Annotated in this window: 18 protein-coding genes, 1 tRNA gene and 2 pseudogenes; 9 read left to right on the top strand and 12 right to left on the bottom strand. The window is 63.0% G+C overall.

Going from position 1 to position 15483, the window contains the following annotated elements; all coding sequences use genetic code 11:
• Positions 1-88 precede the first annotated feature (88 nt).
• Positions 89-430, top strand: a complete 342-nt coding sequence (locus ACGLHR_RS46080) for a hypothetical protein (RefSeq protein ID WP_400102480.1) — start codon at positions 89-91, stop codon at positions 428-430.
• A 1-nt stretch (position 431) separates the two neighbouring features.
• On the opposite strand, the pseudogene ACGLHR_RS46085 reads toward ACGLHR_RS46080, so the two are convergent.
• From ACGLHR_RS46085 to ACGLHR_RS46100, 4 genes and pseudogenes are all read right to left on the bottom strand, one after another.
• Positions 432-515, bottom strand: a pseudogene (locus tag ACGLHR_RS46085) (LysR family transcriptional regulator); the annotation flags it as partial.
• Between the two features lie 45 nt (positions 516-560).
• Positions 561-1256: a pentapeptide repeat-containing protein gene (locus ACGLHR_RS46090; RefSeq protein WP_400102481.1), complete on the bottom strand. Its 696-nt coding sequence runs from the start codon at positions 1254-1256 to the stop codon at positions 561-563.
• 76 nt (positions 1257-1332) lie between these two features.
• The gene (locus ACGLHR_RS46095) at positions 1333-1908 is read right to left on the bottom strand and encodes a TetR/AcrR family transcriptional regulator (protein WP_400102482.1); all 576 of its coding nucleotides are present in this window, start codon (positions 1906-1908) and stop codon (positions 1333-1335) included.
• Between the two features lie 192 nt (positions 1909-2100).
• Positions 2101-2451: a DUF1428 domain-containing protein gene (locus ACGLHR_RS46100; RefSeq protein ID WP_267604217.1), complete on the bottom strand. Its 351-nt coding sequence runs from the start codon at positions 2449-2451 to the stop codon at positions 2101-2103.
• A 335-nt stretch (positions 2452-2786) separates the two neighbouring features.
• Between ACGLHR_RS46100 and ACGLHR_RS46105 the strand changes: the two genes are divergently transcribed.
• Together ACGLHR_RS46105 and ACGLHR_RS46110 are read left to right on the top strand one after the other, a co-directional pair.
• Positions 2787-2873: transfer RNA gene (locus ACGLHR_RS46105), tRNA-Leu, on the top strand.
• A 152-nt stretch (positions 2874-3025) separates the two neighbouring features.
• On the top strand, positions 3026-3418 hold the full coding sequence (locus ACGLHR_RS46110) for a hypothetical protein (protein WP_400102483.1): 393 nt from the start codon (positions 3026-3028) through the stop codon (positions 3416-3418).
• A gap of 30 nt (positions 3419-3448) precedes the next feature.
• Here ACGLHR_RS46110 and ACGLHR_RS46115 read toward each other — a convergent pair whose 3' ends face one another.
• Positions 3449-3823 carry a hypothetical protein gene (locus tag ACGLHR_RS46115; protein ID WP_400102484.1) on the bottom strand — a complete coding sequence of 125 codons (375 nt, stop codon included), beginning with the start codon at positions 3821-3823 and terminating at the stop codon, positions 3449-3451.
• Positions 3824-3914: 91 nt separating this feature from the next.
• A complete protein-coding gene (locus ACGLHR_RS46120; protein WP_400102485.1) occupies positions 3915-4283 on the bottom strand; it encodes a c-type cytochrome in 369 nt (122 codons plus the stop codon).
• Between the two features lie 188 nt (positions 4284-4471).
• On the opposite strand from ACGLHR_RS46120, the gene ACGLHR_RS46125 reads away from it, so the two are divergent.
• A complete protein-coding gene (locus ACGLHR_RS46125; RefSeq protein WP_400102486.1) occupies positions 4472-5143 on the top strand; it encodes an NAD-dependent epimerase/dehydratase family protein in 672 nt (223 codons plus the stop codon).
• A gap of 110 nt (positions 5144-5253) precedes the next feature.
• On the opposite strand, the gene ACGLHR_RS46130 is transcribed toward ACGLHR_RS46125, so the two are convergent.
• On the bottom strand, positions 5254-5943 hold the full coding sequence (locus tag ACGLHR_RS46130) for a carboxymuconolactone decarboxylase family protein (RefSeq protein ID WP_400102487.1): 690 nt from the start codon (positions 5941-5943) through the stop codon (positions 5254-5256).
• Positions 5944-6095: 152 nt separating this feature from the next.
• Complete coding sequence (locus tag ACGLHR_RS46135) at positions 6096-6581, bottom strand: cupin domain-containing protein (protein ID WP_400102495.1); 486 nt, start codon at positions 6579-6581, stop codon at positions 6096-6098.
• Positions 6582-6796: 215 nt separating this feature from the next.
• Between ACGLHR_RS46135 and ACGLHR_RS46140 the strand changes: the two genes are divergently transcribed.
• The 5 genes and pseudogenes from ACGLHR_RS46140 to ACGLHR_RS46160 form a co-directional block, all read left to right on the top strand.
• Positions 6797-7690, top strand: coding sequence for a LysR family transcriptional regulator (locus ACGLHR_RS46140; RefSeq protein ID WP_400102488.1), 894 nt, complete (start codon positions 6797-6799; stop codon positions 7688-7690).
• 141 nt (positions 7691-7831) lie between these two features.
• Positions 7832-8593: a glucose 1-dehydrogenase gene (locus tag ACGLHR_RS46145; RefSeq protein ID WP_400102489.1), complete on the top strand. Its 762-nt coding sequence runs from the start codon at positions 7832-7834 to the stop codon at positions 8591-8593.
• A 49-nt stretch (positions 8594-8642) separates the two neighbouring features.
• Positions 8643-9647 carry an aldo/keto reductase gene (locus ACGLHR_RS46150; RefSeq protein WP_400102490.1) on the top strand — a complete coding sequence of 335 codons (1005 nt, stop codon included), beginning with the start codon at positions 8643-8645 and terminating at the stop codon, positions 9645-9647.
• 27 nt (positions 9648-9674) lie between these two features.
• Complete coding sequence (locus tag ACGLHR_RS46155) at positions 9675-10658, top strand: aldo/keto reductase (protein ID WP_400102491.1); 984 nt, start codon at positions 9675-9677, stop codon at positions 10656-10658.
• Between the two features lie 154 nt (positions 10659-10812).
• Positions 10813-11127, top strand: a pseudogene (locus ACGLHR_RS46160) (MFS transporter); the annotation flags it as partial.
• A 93-nt stretch (positions 11128-11220) separates the two neighbouring features.
• Here the strand turns inward: ACGLHR_RS46160 and ACGLHR_RS46165 are convergent.
• The 4 genes from ACGLHR_RS46165 to ACGLHR_RS46180 form a co-directional block, all read right to left on the bottom strand.
• Positions 11221-12195, bottom strand: coding sequence for a GlxA family transcriptional regulator (locus ACGLHR_RS46165; RefSeq protein WP_400102492.1), 975 nt, complete (start codon positions 12193-12195; stop codon positions 11221-11223).
• Between the two features lie 99 nt (positions 12196-12294).
• Entirely contained in the window at positions 12295-12492 is a 198-nt protein-coding gene (locus ACGLHR_RS46170; RefSeq protein ID WP_267604207.1) for a hypothetical protein, read from the bottom strand.
• Between the two features lie 461 nt (positions 12493-12953).
• Positions 12954-13415, bottom strand: coding sequence for a hemerythrin domain-containing protein (locus tag ACGLHR_RS46175; RefSeq protein ID WP_400102493.1), 462 nt, complete (start codon positions 13413-13415; stop codon positions 12954-12956).
• A gap of 279 nt (positions 13416-13694) precedes the next feature.
• Entirely contained in the window at positions 13695-15305 is a 1611-nt protein-coding gene (locus ACGLHR_RS46180) for an ATP-binding protein (RefSeq protein WP_400102494.1), read from the bottom strand.
• Positions 15306-15483 lie beyond the last annotated feature (178 nt).

A 15483-nucleotide genomic window follows, 5' to 3' on the forward strand; every position in this document is an offset into this window, starting at 1 on the left:
TCCATTGCCAAATCGCCTCGTTGACGACCACCGTCGCAGCCGGTGAGGCAGCCATTCGCATGTCTAATGTTGAGTATCAGGGAATCGAATGCCAAAACAGCAAAGCGCATGGACCCGGCATGTCTCGGCGGGCGCGATCGTGTTCGCAACGCTCATGGCTGGATGCGCCGCCCAGCCCCCCGCCAGTGCCGTGCCCAACCCGGGCCCGCAGGGCGGGCGCGGCACGCCGGAGGGTTGCCAGGCCGACAAGCTTGGCGATGAAGCCCTGATCGGCAAAAGCGAGGCCAATGCCGCCGCGCTGCTCAATGGCTGCGCCTGGCGCTTTGGTGACCGGGAAGGCCAGCATATGCCAGGTACCATGGACTACAATCCGCAGCGCCGCACGCTGGACGTCAAGGACGGCAAGGTGACCGCAGTACGCCGAGGGTGATCACATCAACCGGTGGCTCGACAACCTGCAGCGCGGTGGTGCCGCGAACCAGTCGCGAAGGTAGCATCGCCACCAGGTCGGTGCTCTCCGGGGCAGTCCGGGTTTGCCGCGCACATCGCGTAGAGGTTGCTCAGCTGACGCGGATACCTGCTTGCCCGACAATTTCCGCGGCTTGTCCCACAGAGATGATGGCGCCCTTGAATGAAGCCGCGGCGGTCATGAGGTTCAGTCCGCCGAGTTCGGCCAGGCGCAGGTCCGCGCCATCGAAGCGGGCCTGCTTGAGGTTGGCGCCGCGCAGGCTGCCGCCCTCGAACAGGGCATCCCGGAAGTCGCAGCCGGCGAGGTCGGCATCGGACAAGTCGAGCTGCTCGAGGCGTTGCTTGCGGAACGACAAGCCGCGCAGGTCGCAGCCGACGAGCAGGGTGTTGTGGAACACCAGGCCCAGGGTGGCGGATTCGCGGAACCGGGCGCCGGTCAGCTTTGTTTCCGTGAAGATTGCGCTGGCCAGCCGCGCGCGGTCCCATTGCGTGTTGTTCAGGTCGCTGTTGCAGAATCGCGCTTCCCCTGCGTCCACCAGGGTGAAGTCGGCGCCGGCGGCCTTGCAGCGCATCCACTTCGACTCGACGAGCTTCGCCCTTTTCAGCTGCGCACCGGCAAAGGTGCACATCAGGAATTCCGCGGACGAAAAGTCCAGCCCACTCAAGTCTTCGTCGTCGAAGCCGCATTGCTCGAAACGCAGTTGCGCCGGACGTTGGGCAAGGATCTCGAGGATGGCGCTGCGCGAGAGCTTGGTGTTGCTGATGGTGCAGGGAGAGGATGGGGGCATGGATTTCGCCGTAGGAGCGTGGCAAACGCGCCAAGTCAATGTGGTCTGTTTTGTGTGTTTGGTCTGTCAAGCCTGATCAGGAGGTGGCCCTGTCGCACATGTCCAGCAACAGGGCGAGCAGGCGCGCCTTGCGTGGCCCATCGACGTCATAGACCTCGAACATCTCCGCATACCACATGCCATCTCCCGCCAGCCGGCAGATGAGGAGCTGGTCTTCAGCAGCGGTGCCAGCGAGGTCATGCTTGAGGGCGTCCGTCATGCGCTCGCTCCATTTCTGGCGGCACGAGGGGAGCGTCAAGGCCAGCATGGCGATGGCACGCTGAGTCCCGATCGCGTTGTTGGCGGCCGTATCGTCGAAACACGTCTTGATGTAGGCGCGGGCATGTTTGCCAGGGCGATCGGCCTCGGCAGACAGCGAGCGCTGATAGGCCTTTTCGAATTCCTCGAAGAGCTGGTCTCTCAGCGCTTCGAGCAGGGCATTCTTGCTGCGGTAGTGATACTGCAACCCGCCTTTGGTCACGCCGGCACGTTGCGCCACCAGGTCGAGCGTCACCGACTCGGGGCCTTGGGAGACCAGCAGGTCCCGCACCACGGACAGGCATTGGATTCGGATCAGTTCGGGGTTCTTGGGGCGCCTGCTTGCTTCGGACATAATCAATCCAGCCGGATGGATTGATTATTCTAGCACTGTCGCGGCGATCGACAAGAAACGCTGCCTGAGGCGGATCCAAAGGACTGGCGGCTGGCGGCGTCGCCCGCCACCCCCGAGAAAATGCCCCTCCAGCCAGAACGCACCCAGCCCGGAAGCCCCGGGCCAGGTCAACTACGCACGGCCATCAAGCCGCTAAGCGTTGACGATCATCTCAAAACCGCCAAAGATCATCCGCTTGCCGTCGAACGGCATCGGCCCCTGGCTCTGCAGCCTGGGGTCCTCCATCGTGGCCTTCATGCCCTCGTCCCGGACCTTGCGCGATGGCCAGGTAATCCAGGAGAAGACCACGGTCTCGTCCTTCTCCAGCTTGACGGCCATCGGGAACGAGGTGAGCTTGCCCTCGGGCACATCGTCGCCCCAGCATTCGACCAGCCCCAGCGCGCCATGATCCTTGAACACCACGGCGGCGGCCTCGGCGTACTGGCGGTAGATGTCGCGCTTGGCCGTTGGCACGGCGACAACAAATCCATCGATGTAATGCATGTCCGATCTCCTTTGGGATTACCTGCGAAGCGGCGAGCCTGACGCGCGCCGTCATGGGGACGACGAACGGGAGGGGGCGAAATCGACAGGGTATGGAGGCATGCTAGAAAAAATTTCGCGGGGCTGGGAGGGGTGGGCAATCCGGCGGGTCGTTTGCCGGGCGCCGTGTGAATAATGAGAATCTTTGCGGTCGCTGAACCATTTCCCTGAACCGACGGACCCCCCGCGAGGCCGGCAACAGGCGGGGCTCGGGGAAAATTGTACTTTTCTTCTGATTCAGTGCGGCCAGCACTTGCAAATTTCATTACGTTGGGTAGAATTCGCAACCTCACCTAGCCCAGGTGGCGAAATTGGTAGACGCACTAGGTTCAGGTCCTAGCGGTGGCAACACTGTGGAGGTTCGAGTCCTCTCCTGGGCACCAAGATTGAACGCAAAAGGCCTGCATCCGTGCAGGCCTTTTGCTTTTGGGTTTCGACCCAGCGCTTCGACCCGGTGTTTCGACCCCGGCGCGAGCAACAGCATACGAATTCACTTGATGTAACATCACCCGACTCATCTAGCCAAGGAACGGGAATGTCAAAAGGTCGGGTACGGGTATTGCTGGTTGTCGCGATGGCTGCGCAATGGCTGTCGGCGTGTTCGGGCGGCGTTACCGCGAATACCATTCAGGCGATGGATCCGAAGCGCGTGCACTCCAAGGTCAGCACAGGCGACCTGGTGCTGTGCCTGAAGCAGCGGCTGGGCGACGATGCCACCGTGACCGCGTATCCGGAACCAGGCAAGGTCGATATCCGGGTCGGTCGTGCTGACGCGGATGAATACAGGTTCTTCCACCTGATCAGCTTGCGCCGCGCTACCGAAGGCACCGATGTCGAGATCCGCAGCTCCGGGGAATGGCACCCCATGATGAGCGCCAGCCGCATCTCCGGCATGGTGGAAGACTGCACGCCGGGAAAAGCCCGCTAAGCCGAAAGCTGAATCCCTGCCGTTACTCCGTTACGGCTCCATCGTGCGCAGAAGGTGTTCCTGCAGTTTCGATATTTCAAGCGCGATGCCGCCGGGAAACCCCTGGCGCCCGCCGCGCTTGTCGATCAGCAGGTCGGCCAGGAAGTCCGAAAGCGCAGCTGGGTTAGCCCCGAGCGCTGCCAGCTGGTTGCCGATGCGCGGATAGGTGCGGCACAGCTCCAGCGGGCGTGCCTCTGGCGGCAGCACAGCCAGCCATTTGAGCGCGGTGGGTGAGAGGGTTTTCGCTTCCGCGGATTCCGGTAGCCGCATGCCAGCCCAGTCGGGCTCGCCTTCCGTGGGCACGGCGCCATCCAGGATCAGCCTCGCTTCCTCGACGGTAACAAATTCGAATGAGAGGGGTTCCATGCCAACTCCGGATCAGATCTGTGGGGACGCCATGTGGCGCCGGCACCTATTCTATCGGTTGAGGAGCGTTTGAATCTTTCTGTAGCCATAGCTACTGGTGCGCATGCAGGTAGGCCAGCAGGTCCGCGATCTGCCGCTCGTCGCTGATCCCCCAGAAGCGCATCCTGGTGCCGGGCACCACCTTGCTGGGTGACCGGATAAACGCGCTCAACGTTTTCTCGGACCACACGACGCCCGATTTCTTCATCTCAGGGGAGTACTTGTAGTCGGTCGTGCCGCCGGCGACCCTGCCGAAGATCCCATTGAGCTGCGGGCCAAACGCGGCGCGTGCCGAGGGCCCCACGCTATGGCACGAGGCACACTTCGAGGCGAACACGCCCTTGCCGGCCTGCGCGTCGCCAGTAGCCTGAGCGGCCGCGTGCAAGGCCAGCGCCACGGTGAACAAAGCGGCTTTTTTCATGGGGCGGATGCTGAACAAGGGAGGAACCGGGCATTATATTCGTCTCACTGCGCGCGCGGCCGGCTCACTGTCCGCCGGGCAGCGGCGCCGTGCGCTATGCTGGCTGGGCCGGCGCCATGCGCGCGCGGCCCCGCTCCGGTCGCGCCGGAGGCAACGCGTGACTCCCTGCCCAAGGAGGGCACCACCGCATGAAAGTCCTTCTGTTTGGCGCCACCGGCATGGTTGGCCAGGGCGTGCTGCGCGAGTGCCTGCGCGCCGACGATGTGAAACTGGTGCAGACCGTGGGACGCAGCGCCCTGGAACAGCACCATCCAAAGCTCCTTGATCTGGTCCACACCGACATGACGAACTTCAGCGCGGCCGAATCCCGCTTGCGCGGCTTTGACGCGTGCTTCTTTTGCCTCGGCGTATCGTCCGCCGGCATGAACGAGGCGGACTACACCCACATCACCTACGGCTTCACGCTGGCCGCTGCCGAAACGCTTGTCCGCCTGCACCCGGGCATGACCTTCATCTACGTCTCGGGCGCCAGCACGGACAGCACCGAGGGCGGGCGCAGCATGTGGGCGCGGGTCAAGGGCCGCACCGAGAATGCGCTGCTGCGGCTGCCCTTCAAGGCGGTTTACCTGTTCCGGCCCGGCATCATCCAGCCGCTCCATGGTGTGCGTTCGAAGACGGCTGCCTACCGCGTTTTCTATACCGTGGCCGCGCCGCTGCTGCCGCTGTTGCGGGCGCTGTTCCCGCGCAGCGTGCTGACCACCGAAATCATCGGGCTGGCCATGCTGAATGCCGCACGGCGGGGTGCGCCGCAGCCGGTGCTGGAAGTCGCCGACATCAATGCGCTGGCGAGGGGAGGGTAATCGGTGCGGCGTAGCTGTGCTTTGCACGCACGTTCACTGCCCGGATCCGACGCGGCGAGGGCGATGTTGAAGGCAAAGGGCCTGGAGCCAGACTGAATGCGACGTGCCCCCTATCCGGGGCGCTGCTCAAAGACGCCCCTGGCAACCGGTATGGCGGAAAACACGTTTGGCCACCCGGCATAAAAGGCGAGGTGCGTGAGCACTTCGGAGGCCCGCGCCTTCGTCAGGCCGTTATCCATTGCCCGATTGAGGTGATAGGGGATCTGTGCAACCTGCCCGGCTGCAATGAGCGCGCTGACGGTGACCAGGCTCCGGTCCCTGGGCGCCAGTGCCGGGCGTAGCCACAGATCGTGAAACAGCACATCGCCGGTGTACGCCGCAAGCCCGGGCGCCACGGGGGCCACATCCTGCTCGACACGCGCGGCACGCAGCTTCTCCGCCGCTTCGTCAATCGGCAGCAGCGCAGCCGAGGCCGCAGGCAACTGGTCGATCCCGATCCCTCGCTTGCCAAAGACATCTTTTGCCACCGCCACCGCGGACATCGCATTCGCCCACCCGCAATAGAAGGCGAGATGCGTGATGATCTCGGAAATCTCGCCGGGCTTCACGCCATGGTCGAGCGCGAGGTTGACGTGGTACGGCATCTCGATCGTCTGGTTGCGGGCAATCAAGGCCGCGAGCGTGACCATGCTGCGGTCGCGCGGCGACAACTCGGGGCGCTTCCACAGATCCCCAAGCAGGGTGCCTTGTGTGTACCGTTCCAGCGCCGGCGCCACCATGCGCACATCCTCCAGCGTCAAGGCTGGCTGCAGCGTTCCCGAGTCCGGCATGCGCCGGTCCGACTGCGCGCAGGCAGAAGCCATCGAGGACAAGATCACCGCTGACACAGCAACATGTTTCATCGATATTTCCCTTTGCAACGCTTGTGGATCCAGTTCGCGCCTCAGCGCCCCTAGCTGCCGTATTGTTCGTCGCTGACCTTCTCCAGCCAGTCAACGTTGCTGCCGTCAAGCCATTCCTGAATCGCAATATGCGACATCCCAGTGGTTGCCGTAGCACCATGCCAGTGCTTGACGCCCGGCGGAATCCATACGATGTCGCCCGGCCTGATCTCCTGCTTCTCGCCGCCCGTTTGCTGCACCCAGCCCACGCCGCTGGCGACGATCAAGGTTTGGCCCAGCGGGTGGGTGTGCCAGGCGGAGCGCGCTCCCGGCTCGAACGTAACCAGTCCGGCGGATGCCCGCGAAGCCCCCTTAGGCTGGAACAGCGGGTCCAGGCGCGCGGAGCCCGTGAAATACTGAGATGGCACCTTGGTGGAAGGTTGTGCACCGTTACGCGTGATGGCGATCGACCGTGCATCGTGGCCCGGGGGCTGCGAGCGCGTGGCCGATGCAGCGGGTGCTACCTCGTTTGCACAGGCGCAAGCCGAGGCCGGCATGGCAAGCGAAGCTACCAGGGTGAGGAGCCGCATCATCCGAGTCTCTCCGCGTGGATGTGGCATTGGGGGAAGAAGCCCGTTACCGAAGCCTGCTGCCGCAGTGCGGGGCATCGATGCTTGTCACGCAAGCCAACGTGCACCCTGCAAATCTAACCATCGCGCCGGCGTGTGACTAGACGCTAGAATCCGCAAACACCTATGAGATGGGTTCATCAATGCCGCGCGAAAACTTTAACGACCTGCTTGCCTTCATTGCCGTCGCGCGCGAGCGCAGCTTCACCCGCGCGGCTGCGCAGCTGGGGGTGTCGCAATCCGCGTTGAGCCACACGGTCCGCGCGCTCGAGACCAGGCTTGGCCTGCGGCTCCTGACCCGCACCACGCGCAGCGTTTCCCCGACCGAGGCCGGGGAGCGCCTTCTGCAGACGGTGGCCCCCCGCTTCGAGGAGATCGAAGCCGAGCTGACAGCGGTGACCGAGCTTGGGGATAAACCCACGGGCACCATTCGCATCACAGCCACCGACTACGCCACCAAGACCATCCTGTGGCCCAGGCTGTCCAAGGTGCTTCGGAAGTATCCTGTGATCAAGGTGGAAATCATCACGGATTACGGGCTCTCCGATATCGTTGCGGATCGCTATGACATCGGTGTGCGCAACGGCGATCAGGTGGCAAAGGACATGATCGCGGTGCGCATCGCGCCCGATATGCGCATGGCCATCGTTGGCTCGCCTGCCTATCTGGAAGAGCGGCCGCTGCCAAAGACGCCACAGGACCTGACCACGCACAACTGCATTAACCTGCGTCTGCCGACGCTTGGTGGCTTCTACGCGTGGGAGCTGAAGAAAGGCAAGCGTGAAGTGCAGGTGCGGGTAGAGGGCCAGCTTGCCTTCAACGGTACGTATCAGATGCTGGATGCCGCGCTATCCGGATATGGTCTTGCGTATGTCCCCGCGGATCTGGCGCAGGCACACGTCGCGGCAGGCCGTCTCGTCTGGATACTTGAAGACTGGTGTCCCACGTTTCCGGGCCTGCACGCCTACTACGCCAGCCGGCGGCAATCCTCGCGAGCGATGGCACTCGTCATCGATGCGCTTCGCTACCGTACGTAGCGTACCTGGCGTACGTAATGTACGTGGGCGCCGTCGGCATTCATGAGTCCACTTCATAAAGGCTTGCGGCTTTCCGGGCTTTTTCGATAGATGGTACGTCCCTATCATCTCACCTGACTAAACGCTCAAGGCGAGGCAGGGATGGACCACTCTTTCGAAGGCAAGGTCGCGCTTGTCACCGGCGCCGGCTCTGGCATGGGCCGGGCCACTGCGCGGGCATTCGCGCAAGCTGGCGCGGCTGTCGTCCTGGCCGATGTGAACGAAGCGTCGGCCCGGCTGGCTGCCGCCCAACTCGTCGCAGCAGGCCACGAAGCCATTGCCGTGCAATGCGACGTGGCCGATGAGGCGCAAGTCAAGGCAATGGTCGATCTGACCGTGTCTACCTTCGGCCGCCTGGATGCGGCGTTCAACAACGCGGGCGTAAATAGCCCTGTCGCGGAAACCGCCGATGCAAGCGGCGAAGAATTCGATCGCGTGAACGCGATCAATCTGCGCGGCGTCTGGAACTGCATGAAGTACGAGTTGCGCCACATGCGGGAGCAGGCAAGCGGTGCGATCGTCAACTGCTCGTCGCTCGGCGGGCTGGTGGGCATTGCCGGCCGCGCGGTCTATCACGCATCCAAGCATGGCGTGCTTGGAATGACCAAGAGCGCGGCGCTCGAGTATGCCGCCAGGGGTATCCGCATCAACGCGGTGTGCCCGGGGATCATCGACACGGCGATGGTCGCGGGCATGCTGGCCAGCGAACCCGAAGCCATGAAGGAACTGATGAAGGAGCAGCCGATCGGGCGGCTGGGCCGGCCGGAGGAGATCGCCTGCGCGGTGCTCTGGCTTTGCTGCCCCGGCGCCAGTTTCGTCATCGGACATGCGCTCGCGGTCGATGGCGGCTACACGGTGCGATAAGAGTTTGTAGCCTGATAAACCGCAGGCACTGCCTGCGCGGAGAAGTAGGATGGATTACCGATATCTGGGGCGCAGCGCCCTGAAGGTTTCGCCCTTGTGCCTGGGCGCAATGATGTTCGGCGGGGAGACCGATGAGGTCACCTCGAAGCGCATCATCGACAAAGCGTTCGACCAGGGCATCAATTTCATCGATACCGCCGACGTCTACCACGGCGGCCGTTCGGAAGAGATTGTCGGGCGTGCCATCGCCGAGCGCCGCGACAACTGGGTGGTGGCGACCAAGTTCGGGTATCCGACGTCGCAGGGGCCGAACGAGCAGGGGCAATCGCGCAAGTGGATTGTCCAGTCGGTGGAAGCCAGTCTCAAGCGTCTTGGCACCGACTATATCGACATCCTGTACTTCCACCGCGCCTTGGTCGATGCGCCGCTGGAAGAAGGCGTGCGTGCCATTGGCGATCTGATCCGCCAGGGCAAGATCCGATACTTCGGCATATCGAACTTCCGCGGGTGGCACATCGCCGAGATCGTGCGTCTCGCTGATCAACTGGGCATTGGCCGGCCGGTCGCCAGTGAGCCGCTCTACAACCTGGTCGACCGCACCGCGGAGATCGAGCAATTGCCCGCGGCCGCACACTACGGTGTCGGCGTCGTTTCGTATAGCCCGCTGGCCCGGGGCGTGCTGACCGGGAAATATGCCGCGGATGCCGCGCCGCCGGCCGACTCGCGCGCAGGCCGCGGCGACAAGCGCATCCAGCAAACGGAATGGCGGCCGGAGTCCCTGGCGATCGCGCAAAAGCTCGCTGCCCACGCCGCCGCGCGTGGCACGACCTCGATCGCCTTCGCCTTGGCCTGGGTGCTCAGGAACCAGCTGGTCAGCGCCACCATCGCAGGGCCTCGGACGCAGGCGCATTGGGATAGCTACGTCGAAGCCCTGAAGCTGCAGCTCGGCCCGGACGACGAGAAGTTCGTCGACAGCCTGGTTGCTCCCGGCCACGCGTCAACGCCGGGCTACACGGATCCCGGATATCCGATCGAAGGTCGTCGCGCCGTTTGAGGCCGACGCTGCTTAAGGAGATTGATCATGCAAAAACGCAAGCTTGGAAACAGTGGCCTCGAAGTGTCGGCGATCGGCCTGGGCTGCATGGGCTTGAGCTTTGGTTACGGCCCGGCCACCGAGACATCCGAAGGCATCAAGCTGATTCGCGCTGCATTTGAGCGAGGCGTCACGTTCTTCGACAGCGCCGAGGCCTATGGCCCGTTTGTCAACGAGGCGCTCCTCGGTGAGGCGCTTGCGCCGTTTCGCGACCAGGTGGTGATCGCTACCAAGTTTGGCTTCAAGGATGGTAACTCGGCCAACGGCCTGGACAGCAGGCCGGAGCGCATCCGCGCGGTTGCCGAGGCTTCGCTCAAGCGCCTGAAGACCGATCGCATCGACCTGTTCTACCAGCATCGCATCGATCCGGCCGTGCCGGTAGAGGACGTGGCTGGCACCGTCAAGGATCTGATCCGGGAAGGCAAGGTCAAGCACTTCGGAATGTCCGAAGCGGGAGCGCAGTCGATCCGCCGTGCCCACGCCGTGCAGCCGGTGGCGGCGCTGCAGAGCGAGTATTCGCTGTGGTGGCGCGAGCCGGAGGAGACGGTGCTGCCGACTCTCGAGGAACTGGGCATCGGCTTCGTGCCGTTCAGTCCGCTGGGCAAGGGCTTCCTGACCGGCGCGATCGACGCGAACACCTCGTTCGACAAGACCGATTTCCGCAATGTCGTGCCGCGCTTCTCCGAGGAGAACCGCAAGGCCAATGCAGCCCTGGTCGAAGTGCTCGGCAAGATCGCCGACGGCAAGGGCGCCACCCGGGCGCAGGTTGCGCTCGCCTGGCTGCTTGCGCAGAAGCCGTGGATCGTGCCGATTCCGGGCACCACCAAGCTGCATCGGCTGGAAGAGAACGTCGGCGCGGCCGCGCTCGAACTGTCGGCTGACGACCTGTTGGCCATCGAAGCCGCACTTCGGCAGATCACGGTTGTGGGCGATCGCTACCCAGCCCACCTGCAGCAGCGCGTCGACCGCTAACCTACCTGCTTTCCTGTGGCACCAGCCTGCCGGTCCCCGACGCTCGGGCACCGGCAGGTTGCAGTTCGCCTGGAGAGCGTCTTGAGCCATTTCGATGAACGATCAACCCTCTGCCGGGCCGGGAACCTTGCCCGGCGATGCGCCCCAAGGCGCGATATCGCCTGGCACTAGCGCTGCCGTACGGCAGGCCGAGAACGCGCACAGCCTGCGGATCCTGGCAATCCTGAGCACCTTGATGGCCTTTGCCTTGATCTCGACGGACCTGTACCTGCCTGCGTTGCCCACGATGGCCGTGGCGCTGCGCGCGGATGCCGGTACTGTCGAGCTGACGATTTCCGGGTATCTGATCGGCTTCAGCCTGGGCCAGCTTCTGTGGGGGCCTGTCGGTGACCGGTACGGTCGCCGCTTGCCGATCTCCATCGGGCTGGTCCTGTTCATCATCGGTTCAGCCGGCTGCGCGCTGTCGAGTTGAGGCACCGGCTTCCTGGTTGGCAAATTCCGCACAGTCGAGACGGCGCGACGCACGCGCACTGCGTGGCCTGCCGGCCCGCCACTACCGCCCTTACAGTGCGCTGCGACTGTGCAGTCGGAACTCGATCGGCGAGATCGACATCCGTTTTCGAAATATCTTGGCCAATCGGTCGCCGTTGCTCAAGCCACTGCGGCGCGCGATCTTGTCGACCGGCAATTCGGTTTCGGCGAGCAGGCGGCTCGCCATATCGAGCCGTATGCGCAGCAGGTAATCGGAGGGGAGAATGCCCATCGCTAGCTTAAAGCAGCGCAGGAAGTGGCGCTCGCTCATGGCGGCAATCCGGGCAGCATCGGCAACAGAGATCGAGCGTTCGCAGTTCTCGTGCAGCCAGCGCGCCGCCTTGCGCATCTTGTCGCCTACGCTGAGGGACTCGTTTCGCCCCGGGAGCAGTTCGGCGCTCCAGGTCGGAGCCAGGCGTTCAGCTACGACGCGCGCGACGTCATGCCCCAGATCATTCTTGATGATCGCCAGCGCGCTCTTCAACGACTTGCCGTGGCTAGCGGGCTCGCCGGGTGAAGACATTGCGCGAGCACGGGCGCGCTGCGGCTCTTCATGATTCTGGAGAATGCCCGCGGCGGCCAGCAAGGCGTGGCCGTCGGCGCTCTCCATGAGGGCGGCGGTCTTGGGGTAGACGGCGCCGAGCCAGCAATGCAGACGCTCGTCGCCAGCGGCGTTGTGCGCCTTCACCCCGCCGGCGATGAAGAGGACATCGAAGCCGATGTCGTGGCGGGCCTCCAGTTCATCGGTCCAAACCAGGACGGACGAAGAACAGGCGATGTTGCCGCCGTGTGAGGACAGGAAGCGAACGTCGTAGAAGCAATCATCGCCTGCGCCTGATCGGGATATCTTGTTGGCAGCGTGGAAGATTTCCGCGACAAGTCCTGCGCCGAGCAGCGAGAACCCATCGAACACCAGAATGCCGATTCGCCGCGCACTGCGCCTGCCAAGGTGGTCGGATGCTTGCAGGAAATCTGTGTTTTCGTCTTCTAGGCGGACATAGGGCATGCACCCTCCAACGTTGCTGTTGTGCGATCGAAGTGCGCGGCACGATTGCGCAGCGCGGCACGGGAAGATGATGAAGACATAGCCGAAGCAGATCGCTGGTCAGCGACTCTTGCTGATAGCGTTGAGAACTTCGCGGCCGCGGCTGGTCAGGGATAGGCGCACCCGGCCTTCTGATAGCAGCTCCAACCGGACGAATTTCCGGTTGACCAAGACATCTAAGTCGGTGGGGTTCAGTTCAAGGCAGTCCTGAGTGCTATCGACGTGCATCAATGCGGCGATTTCATGAGGACTCAACATCTTCGTCTCCTGCCAAGGGGCTGAGTTTGTGTGAGGGACGCGCCGGGGGCGCACACGGCTATCGGCGTTTCTTCGCGCCTCTGACAGGCCGACGTTTGGGGCCCGATAGCAGGTCGCTCCAAAAGCCATAGACTTGCTTGGTCGCTTCCTTCCTGACTGCGGTTGACTGACGCCGGCCCTCGGCAGCAACACGGCCGCGAGCTGCGCCTGCTACGGAATTGGCGCTGCTCAGCCAGATGCTCATGAAGGGATTCTTCTTGGTCCAGGGATTTTTCATCGCTGCGCCTTCGGTTGTGAAACTGCGCTGATGTGACGTTGGGTCAGGCACAAAGACAAAGACCGCGCTCCACGCCAGTGCAGGATGAGCGCTGGCTTCGGCAGCCAGAAAAAAAGGAGCCAGCAACTACCAGAAAGCTGCGGCCCCTGAAGCCTCGGAAAAAAGCCTCGGAGAAAGCAGGGAATTACGCTGCGAGCGCCAGGAGTTCTTCCTTTAGCGTTGCCATTCTCGTGGCCACCTCGCGGAGGTCAACATTTTGCTTGATGACGGCCTCGAACATCTCCCCCTCTTCCTCCTCTACATGATGTCCCACGTACTCCGTGAGGACCTTGTAAGTCGCTTCCAGGCGGTCGCTATCTGCGGCTCTTCTTATTGCCGCGATGAGGTCCTTGGCCACGCCATGTTCCACTTTCGCCTCGTTGAGGAGGTCATCGAGGTCGTCGGAAACGCCCCGGAGCGCTGGATAGAAAATCTCCTCCTCGATCCGGGCGTGCATTGCGAGCTGATTGCAGGTTTCACCGGCAATCGATTCCTTATTGGATTTGCTCTGCTCAAACGACTTGAAGAGCTTCTTGACGGCGCGGTGGTCATCCATCAGTGCGCCCAGCGCTTGGCGCTGGCCTGCCGGAATCTTCGACTTGTCCATGTTGTTGCCTCGGTCTTGAAAGCGCCGAACTGCAGGATGCGGGTAAGCGCCGGCAAAGAGGTGCACGTTCCATGCCACTTCGCACCGCTTCCATCAGCAAGATACCTCCGGTCAATTCCCAGGCGGGCTCCATCCGGTCGCCCGGCGACACGAGCAGGTAAACGATTCGCAGGCGCATAACCGCTGGTAAGGCAGGGCGGTCAAGATGGCCATCGTCTTGTAAGAAATGCCGCACTGCGCAAGCTTGTCGGATCGGTTGACCAAAATCGTCCGAGTGACTCAGGCAGCAGGCGACTCGGCCAATAGTTGAGCAAGGACGGCATGCTCCACCGGCTTGACGAGGTGCGCGTTGAAGCCGGCTTCACGGGACTTCTGCCGATCTTCGTCATGACCCCAACCGGTCATGGCTACCAACACCATGTGCTTGCCCCACGGCTGCGCGCGAATCTGGCGAGCCGCGTCATAACCGCTGATGACCGGTAGGCCGATATCGAGCAGCACCACGTCCGGCCGTAGCGCCGCCGCTCTCTCCACTGCCTCATCGCCATCAAAGGCTGTGTGCGCCTCGTGGCCGGTCAGCCTCAGCAATATGGCGAGAGATTCCGCCGAATCCTTGTTGTCATCGACAACCAGGATGCGGCGCGGCGCGGTAGTTGCCTGTTCGCCGATGGCCGGTACCGTCGCCTGCTTCGGCGGCGCTGCGACCCTGATTGGCAGGCGCACGATGAATTCGCTGCCTTGCCCAATGCCGCCACTGCAGGCTTGCACCGTGCCCCCGTGCAGTTCCACCAGGCTCTTTACCAGCGTCAGGCCGAGGCCAAGACCGCTCTGCCGGCGCTCCAGTGACGTATCGGCTTGCATGAACATGTCAAAGATGGTGAGCAGCGTGTCGCTGGCGATGCCGATGCCGTTGTCGCGTACCCGGACAACGGCCTCCTCGCCATCTTGCTCGACCGTGAGCCAGATCTGGCCGCCGTTGGAAGTGAACTTGCAGGCATTGCTTAGAAGATTGGCCACGACTTCCACTAGTCTGGCGGCATCCGCATCAAGGTACAGGGGCAGCGCCGGCAGCGCGACGATCAGTTTGTGCTTCGCATGTTCGATGGCGGGGCGGCAGGCCTCCACCGCATGATTGACAACCGATGCCAGTTCGACGGCTTCGGTGCGGAGCTCGAACTTGCCGCGGCTGATGCGGCTCACATCCAGCAAGTCGTCAACGAGGCGCACTATCTGCGAGATTTGACGCTGCAGCATCTCGGTGACTGGTCTCACCTTTTGCTCATCGCCCCCTGCTCGTCGCAGAATCTCCACCGCGTTACGGATCGGCGCGAGAGGGTTGCGTAGTTCGTGGGCCAGTTGCGCCAGAAACTCGCTCCTGCGGCGGTCGGCGTCCATCAATGCCTGTTCGGCGTGCCTGCGCTCGGCAATTTCCGCCTCCAGGCGCTGGTTGGCCAGCCGAACCTGATATGCCGCCGAGGCGAATGTTGCCAGGCTCTCGAGCAGTCGCTTGTCTTCACGATCGAACTTGCGCGTCTCATCATGCGCGACAGCCCAGACAGTGCCGACAGCTTGACCATCGACATGAAAGGGAACCAATAGTCCTTCAACCAGCAAGGGACGAACGTCTGCGAACTGGGTGTAATAGCGATGGGGATGGGCGAATAGCAACGCGGCGTCTAGATCGAGCACAGTGCCGCAGGGGCCAAAGTCACGCGGCGTGGTCGTGTTCCAGACGAGCGGCGCCCATTGTCCGGCGACAGCGTACCAGCGGAAATGATTTCCTTTCGGGTTCAGTCCGCCAGGGGGGGCCAGCTTCTTCCAAGAGGCTGATGCCCGCGGAGTGTGCCCTGCACAAGTCCAGCGCGATATCCACCAGCCTTTGCAGAACACTACCCGGCGAGTGGGTCAACTCCTGCACCAGGGCGAGGAGCGCCTGGTTTTCGGCCTGGTATTCGGGCGCCCGCGACGGCCGCCTCCCTAGTTCCTCGGTACTGGGGTTGCCCCGTTTCATCGGACAGATTTGCATTGGAATTTTATGTCAATGGGTTTTCTCCTTGTGATGGGGCGG

It is taken from the genome of Cupriavidus sp. CuC1 (assembly GCF_044627735.1).
Taxonomy (GTDB): Bacteria; Pseudomonadota; Gammaproteobacteria; order Burkholderiales; family Burkholderiaceae; genus Cupriavidus; species Cupriavidus ulmosensis.